The organism is Pseudarthrobacter kochi (assembly GCF_055412805.1).
The window spans coordinates 1-6,876 of record NZ_JBVAYV010000080.1; the positions used below are offsets into that span (position 1 = coordinate 1).

General features: G+C 67.6%; 6 protein-coding genes and 1 pseudogene. 6 read left to right on the forward strand and 1 reads right to left on the reverse strand.

Going from position 1 to position 6,876, the window contains the following annotated elements; all coding sequences use genetic code 11:
- Positions 1–105: 105 nt before the first annotated feature.
- Positions 106–1,401 carry an APC family permease gene (locus ACZY0Y_RS19315; protein ID WP_463886130.1) on the reverse strand — a complete coding sequence of 432 codons (1,296 nt, stop codon included), beginning with the start codon at positions 1,399–1,401 and terminating at the stop codon, positions 106–108.
- Positions 1,402–1,508: 107 nt separating this feature from the next.
- Here ACZY0Y_RS19315 and aspS point away from each other — a divergent pair, with 107 nt between their 5' ends.
- The 6 genes and pseudogenes from aspS to ACZY0Y_RS19345 form a co-directional block, all read left to right on the forward strand.
- A complete protein-coding gene (aspS, locus tag ACZY0Y_RS19320; protein ID WP_463959864.1) occupies positions 1,509–3,290 on the forward strand; it encodes an aspartate--tRNA ligase in 1,782 nt (593 codons plus the stop codon).
- 155 nt (positions 3,291–3,445) lie between these two features.
- Positions 3,446–3,628, forward strand: a complete 183-nt coding sequence (locus tag ACZY0Y_RS19325) for a GNAT family N-acetyltransferase, cg3035/Rv0428c family (protein WP_463959868.1) — start codon at positions 3,446–3,448, stop codon at positions 3,626–3,628.
- Positions 3,556–4,044, forward strand: a complete 489-nt coding sequence (locus tag ACZY0Y_RS19330) for a hypothetical protein (protein WP_463959865.1) — start codon at positions 3,556–3,558, stop codon at positions 4,042–4,044. Before ACZY0Y_RS19325 ends, ACZY0Y_RS19330 begins: the two co-directional genes overlap by 73 nt.
- Positions 4,045–4,572: 528 nt before the next feature.
- Positions 4,573–5,903, forward strand: a pseudogene (locus ACZY0Y_RS19335) (transposase).
- 167 nt (positions 5,904–6,070) lie between these two features.
- Positions 6,071–6,550, forward strand: coding sequence for an MFS transporter (locus ACZY0Y_RS19340; protein WP_463959866.1), 480 nt, complete (start codon positions 6,071–6,073; stop codon positions 6,548–6,550).
- A gap of 139 nt (positions 6,551–6,689) precedes the next feature.
- The coding region (locus ACZY0Y_RS19345) for a hypothetical protein (RefSeq protein ID WP_463959867.1) at positions 6,690–6,876 on the forward strand (187 nt) is incomplete at its 3' end.

Here is a 6,876-nt window from a genome sequence, read left to right on the forward strand (position 1 = left end):
AACACCCAAGGGCAGCGAGGCCCGGCACCCCACCACGCACTCAGCCCGCAAAACCGCCAAAAGTCAGATCCAGATCATCAGCCCAGGCGGATCGGTGGATCAAGGCTAAGCGGCAGCTTTCCGGAGCCGCCGCCGCAGCACAAGGAAGCGCCCCGCCACCCCCACGGCCAGCACTGCCGCCATGCCCAGCACAGAGGCTGGCGGCAGGGTCACGGCCAGGAGCAGGCAGCCGAGGAAGCCCAGGACATTGAGCCAGCGCGGCGCATGCCAGGGACGCGCGGACAAGGTGAAGGCGGCGGCATTCGTCACCGAGTAATAGACGAGCACGCCGAAGCTGGAGAAGCCCACCACGGTCAGCACATTGGTGGTCAGCAGCAGCACGATCACGGCGGCGGCAACGGTCAGTTCGGCCACAAACGGAACTGTGTGCGCGCCGCCCACTCGGGCGAGCGGGGACGGCAGGTCGCGTTCCCGCGCCATCGCCATGGCGGTCCGGCCCACCCCCGTGACCAGTGCCAGCAGCGCGCCGAGGCACGCGGCGGCCGCGCCGGCCTGGACGAACGGTGCACCGGCGCTGAGCCGCGAGCTGGTGACGGCGTCGAGCAGCGGCGCCGCCGACCCGGCCAGCTGCTCAGCCGGCAGATGCCACTGCAGCAGCAGCGCCAGCCCGAGGTAGATGACGAAGGCCACGGCCAGCGCGGCGAGAATGGCCCGCGGAATGGTGCGGGTGGGGTCCTTGACCTCTTCTCCCAGCGTCGCGATCCGGGCATAACCGGCGAAGGCGAAGAACATCAGCCCGGCCGCCGGCAGCACGCCCCAGCCGCCCGCCCCGGCGGCGGCGCCGGCGCCACCGTCGGCAGCATGCGGTCCCAGAATCGCCGCGGCCACCACGAACGCCAGGGTGGCGAGCACCACGCCGAGCAGGATCCGGGTCAGCAGGGCGGTCCGGGTGATGCCGAGCAGGTTCACGCCGGTCAGGACCACGACGGCGGCCACTGCCAGCGGCGTCGCGAATTCCGGTGCCGCATAGTGGCCAAACGTCAACGCCATCGCTGCGCAGGACGCGGTCTTGCCGGTGACGAAACCCCAGCCCGCGATAAAGCCGGGCCACTCGCCCAGCCGGTTCCGCCCGTAGACATAGGTGCCGCCGCTGGAGGGGTACATGGCGGCCAGCTGGGCCGAGGCCACCGCGTTGCAGTACGCGATCACGCCGGCCAGGGCCACTGCCACGGCCAGCAGGGGACCGGCCAGGGCGGCAGCCGGTGCGAACACCACAAACACGCCGGCGCCCAGCATGGAGCCAAGCCCGATCGCGGTCGAATCGAGAACGCCCAGGCGGCGCTGCAGCTGCCGCGGTGTGCGCTGGTCAGGGGACGGCTCGCTCTGGGGGCGGCTTGCCATGGCGGGAGGGGCCTTTCCAACGGGTAAACTCGAACGGGATCGTTCCTGTAGCGATCCTATTGAACATGAGTTCTGATTTCCCTCTGTCTTCTTCAGAAAGGCGTGCTGTGCTGCGCACACATGACCTCGGATCCCTTCGCTCCGAGCACATTGGACAAACCGTAACCCTCGCCGGCTGGGTCGGCCGGCGTCGTGACCACGGTGGTGTCGCCTTCGTTGACCTGCGCGACGCCTCGGGCGTGTCCCAGGTGGTCGTCCGTGAAGAGGAAGTCTTCCACGGGCTGCGCAACGAGTACGTGCTGCAGGTTACCGGCACCGTCTCCCGGCGCCCGGAGGGCAACGAGAACCCCGCGCTGGCCACCGGCGAGATCGAGGTCATGGCCGAGACGGTCACCATCCTCAACACCTCGGAGCCGCTGCCGTTCCAGATCGATGAGCACGTCGAGGTCGGCGAGGAAGCCCGCCTCAAGCACCGCTACCTGGACCTGCGCCGCCCCGGCCCCGCCCGCAACATGCGCCTGCGCTCCGAGGCCAACCGCGTGGCCCGCGAACTGCTCCACCAGGACGGCTACGTCGAGATCGAAACCCCCACGCTGACGCGCTCGACGCCGGAAGGCGCCCGCGACTTCGTGGTCCCCGCACGCCTGGCGCCGGGTTCCTGGTACGCGCTGCCGCAGTCACCGCAGCTGTTCAAGCAGCTCCTGCAGGTCGGCGGCTTTGAGAAGTACTACCAGATAGCCCGCTGCTACCGCGATGAGGACTTCCGTGCGGACCGCCAGCCGGAGTTCACCCAGCTCGACATCGAAGCCAGCTTCGTTGAGCAGGACGACATCATCCGGCTGGGCGAAAGCATCGTCAAGGCACTGTGGAAGCTCATCGACGTCGAAATCCCGACGCCGATCCAGCGCATCACCTACCACGACGCCATGGCCCGCTACGGTTCGGACAAGCCGGACCTGCGCGTCGCGCTGGAACTCACCGAGCTTACCGAGTTCTTCAAGGACACCAACTTCGGCGTCTTCAAGGCACCCTACGTCGGCGCCGTCGTGATGCCGGGCGGCGCCTCGCAGGCCCGCCGCGCCCTTGACGCCTGGCAGGAATGGGCCAAGCAGCGCGGCGCCAAGGGCCTGGCCTACGTCCTGTTCAAGGAAGACGGCGAACTCGCCGGCCCCGTGGCCAAGAACCTGACGGACGCCGAGCGCGCCGGCCTGGCCGGGGCCGTCGGCGCCAAGCCGGGTGACTGCATCTTCTTCGCCGCCGGCGAGAAGACGCCGTCCCGCGCCCTGCTGGGTGCCGCCCGCGTGGAGATAGGCCACCGCACCGGACTCATCAACCCGAGCGACTGGGCCTTCTGCTGGGTGGTGGACGCACCGATGTTCGAACCCGCCGCGGCCGCCGTCGCGTCCGGCGACGTCGCCGTTGGTGCCGGCCAGTGGACCGCCGTGCACCACGCGTTCACCTCGCCCAGGCCCGAGTTTATGGACAGCTTCGACAAGGATCCCGAGTCCGCGCTGTCCTACGCCTACGACATTGTCTGCAACGGCAACGAAATCGGCGGCGGCTCGATCCGTATCCACCAGAGCGACGTCCAGGAACGGGTCTTCGAGCTGATGGGCCTGGACAAGGCCGATGCCCAGACGAAGTTCGGCTTCCTGCTCGAGGGCTTCAAGTTCGGTGCGCCTCCCCACGGCGGCATTGCGTTCGGCTGGGACCGCGTGGTCGCGCTGCTGGCCGGCGTCGAGTCCATCCGCGACGTCATTGCGTTCCCGAAGTCCGGCGGCGGCTTCGATCCGCTGACCCAGGCGCCCGCTCCCATCACGGCGCAGCAGCGCAAGGAGGCCGGCGTCGACTTCAAGCCGGAAGCCAAGAAGGCTGACGGCACCAAGTAGCCTGACGTGATTGGCGGCAACGGCTCTCCGGGAAACCGGGGAGCCTTTGCTGTCGATGCTGCTGTGCCGGAAGTACCCGCGGGAAGGACAGGGCGGCGTGCCGGACGGAAGGGACCCCAATGGAACACGAATCGATGACCGGGCTTGAGGCGCTGATGGACGCCGCATGGCCTGCCGCCGAACGGGAAGAGTCCGGCGGCTGGGTCCTCCGTGCCGCCTCGGGTGTGACGCAGCGGGCCAACTCGGTCTGGCCCGGGAGCCCGGCGTGGACGCCCACGCACAGCCCGCCGCGCTCCGGCAGGCACGCCTCTGGTACCGCAACCGCCGGCTGCCGCTGATCTTCCAGGTCTTCGAGGACCCTCGCTACGCGCCGCTCAACGCGGTACTGGACGCGGAAGGAGTCACCCGGCAGTCCGAAACCCTGGTGCTGGTCCGGGAAGGTGGAACTGATTCGCCGGCGGCTGACTCCGGCGTCGAAATTTCCGCCGGGCCCTCCGCGGAGTGGCTGCAGCTGTGGTGGAGCGTGGACGGCCGCGGCGACGACACCGCCCTCGCCGGCGCCCGCGGGATCCTGGAACGCTGCCCCTCGCTGTACGTCCTCGTGCGGGACGACGACGGCGTGCCGGCCGCCGTCGGACGCCTTGCAGTCCCGCCGAACGGGGGAGGGGGCCGGGGCGGGCTGTACTGCATGGCCACACGCCCGGCGGCGCGGCTATGCCGCCCGGATCCTGCGGGGCCTGCTGCAGGAGGGTGATGGCCGGTACCTTTACCGGCAGGAACGTCCGAAGCGGCACCTGACGGGCTGGTAGCCAGCTGCCGCGTTCCGGACGGTTGGCAGGGGTTGAGGGCAGATGTCCTGGTGTTCCCCGCGTCAGGCAGCAGAGGGGACGAATATTCCGCCGAGGAACCATCCGGGGCTCCGGTGCCGGGTGGCCTGGACCTGGCAGCTGTGAGTGTTCGTCGCCTGCCGACCGTTGCGCACCACGAAATTCTCAGCCGCGCTGCAGGCGTCGCACGTCAGCGTCAGATACTGGTCAGGCACACGTATTCCCTTAGAACGGGAAATGGTACAGATTGAAACCCATTGGTCCCCGTGGCTCGGAATGAAGCTACTGGCCTAGCGAAGTCGGCATCTCTGGTCACCCTTGGCGTCCACTTAGCCTTGATCCACCGATGAGGCTTGGGTCGTCTCCGGCGTTTTAAACACGAAATGCCCGTCTTTTCAGCGAAAATTGGACTTGCGGCAGAACACTTTTTGCTGAAGAAGAGGAGCATCTCGCAGATGCAAGTTTTCCATAAGCCGGCCGCGGTGTCAGCTTCCTTCGACGAGGCGAATCTTGTGTCCTCGGCCGGGCTGTTGCCGGTGATGACGTTGGCCCGGGACGCCGGGCTGCAGGAACTGGCCGATGAATGGCTGACGGTGCCGACGGACAAGGGCGCGAATGCCGGGCTGAAGCTCGCGTCCCTGGTGGCCGGGATGGTCGCCGGCGCGGACTCGATCGATGACATGTCCGTGTTGCGTCACGGGGGAATGAATCGGCTCTTCACTGACTGTTACGCGCCCTCGACGCTTGGTTCGTTCCTGCGGTCCTTCACGTTCGGGCATGTCCGCCAACTGGACGCGGTCGCGTCCCGCTTCCTGGGAAACCTGGCCGGCCGGACACCGATGCTGGGTTCACCCGCCGGCAGCGACTTCGTGTTCGTGGATGTCGATGACACGATCATCGAGGTCCACGGATACGCCAAGCAGGGCTCCGGCTACGGATACTCAGGGGTCCGCGGACTGAACGCACTGCTGGCCACCGCCTCGACCAAGGACAGTGCCCCGGTAATCCTGGCCCAGCGGCTGCGCAAAGGGGCGGCGAATTCCGCCCGCGGCGCCAAACGCTACTATGGCCATGATTCGGTGGCCGCGGCGCTGGCCGCCGGGGCGGCCGTCTCGGTGACAGTCCGCATGGACCCGGCCGTGAAACGCGCCATCGCCGGGATCCCTGAAACGGCGTGGAAAACCATCGAATACACCGATGCGGTCTTCGACGAGGAAAACAACACCTGGGTCTCGCGGGCCGAAGTCGCAGAAACCGTGTTCACCGCGTTCACGTCCCGCAAGAAAACCGAGCAGATCGCCGGCCGCATGATCGTGCGACGTATCCCCGAACTCAACAAGAAAGCCAGCGACGGGCAACTCACCCTTTTTGAAACCCACCGGCACCACGCGTTCTTCACCACCGTGGACGCAGCGGTCCTGGACACCGTCGCCGCTGACAAGATCCACCGGAAACACGCCATCATCGATTATCTTCATGTCCTGGTTATGCCGATCTAAAGGACAGCGCGCTGGCGCACCTGCCCTCCGGCGTTTTCGCCGCGAACTCGGCCTGGCTGGTCGCCGCGGTCATGGCCTACAACCTCACCCGAGCCGCCGGGATCCTCGCCGGCGGCCGCTTCGGCAACGCCAGGACCGGCACGATCCGCCGCAAACTCATCCACGTCCCGGCCCGGATCGCCTCCAGCGCCCGACGCATCCTTCTTCACCTGCCCAAAAGGTGGCCCTGGCAAACCGACTGGGACGAGCTCTTCACCAGCGTCCACGCCCCACCGCAAGCGGCATAGAACCCCGCTCACCGCCGGACAACGGCCAGACCAGAAACACACAGTGGAACGCTACCGGCAGCGAGGCCGACAACCCGCCATGCCCGCAACCAAAACCACGGCCACCCCCGACAATCAGTCAGGACCAACCGCGGATCGGTGGATCAAGGCTTAGCCCCGCCGTTTTCGTGCTGCTCAGCACCTTCGCCGCCATGGGCGGGCTCGTGGCCTCGTTGGCCGCGACGGCCATCCTGACACGGTTCGGCATCGGGAAGACCAGGATTCTTAGCGGCGTGGCCTGCGTCCCGGTCGTAGCACTGACGCCCCTTGCCCCCGCCCTTCCAGGGTTCCCCGCTCTATGGCTTGGCGTCGCGTTCGGGTGGGCCTTCCTGGTCGTGGTCATATCGGTAGCGGGTGCCGGCATCATCCCGCGCATCGCACCCTCCGACAGGCTCGGAACAGTCATGGCCAGCAACAGACTCTTTGTCCTTGGAATCATGCCTGTCGCCAGCCTTGCCGGGGGCGCCGTGGCCACATGGAGCGGTGTCCAGCCCGTGCTCTGGATCTGGGTCCTGCTCGCTGGCGCCTCCGCCCTCCCCATCGCACTCTCACCGATGCGGACCTGGAAGAGAATCCCCGCAAGCTGCGACAGTTCAGGGTGGGACTGACTCGAGCCACCCGTAAAGAATCAGGTGAACGCCGGCGCGAAGACAATCCACATCCGGGTCGCCGGCAGTTGCCGGCGCCCGTCCCGCTGCCCGGGGCCGGTTCGTGAAAAATGTCGGAGGTGCGCGCTAGTTTGGGTGTATGGAAAGCACGGACTGGAGTGCCGATGGCAGGGCGGCCCTGGCGGCTGTCGCGGTGTTGACGGCGGCGCTGGATTCCGTCGCCGGGGCCGGCGCTGACGGCGGTGGTCCGTCCGTGGCCGGTGTCGGCCGGGAGGCTGGTCCGTTGGGGGACGATCCGTTGCGGGAGCTGGCGGATGATTGCCTGG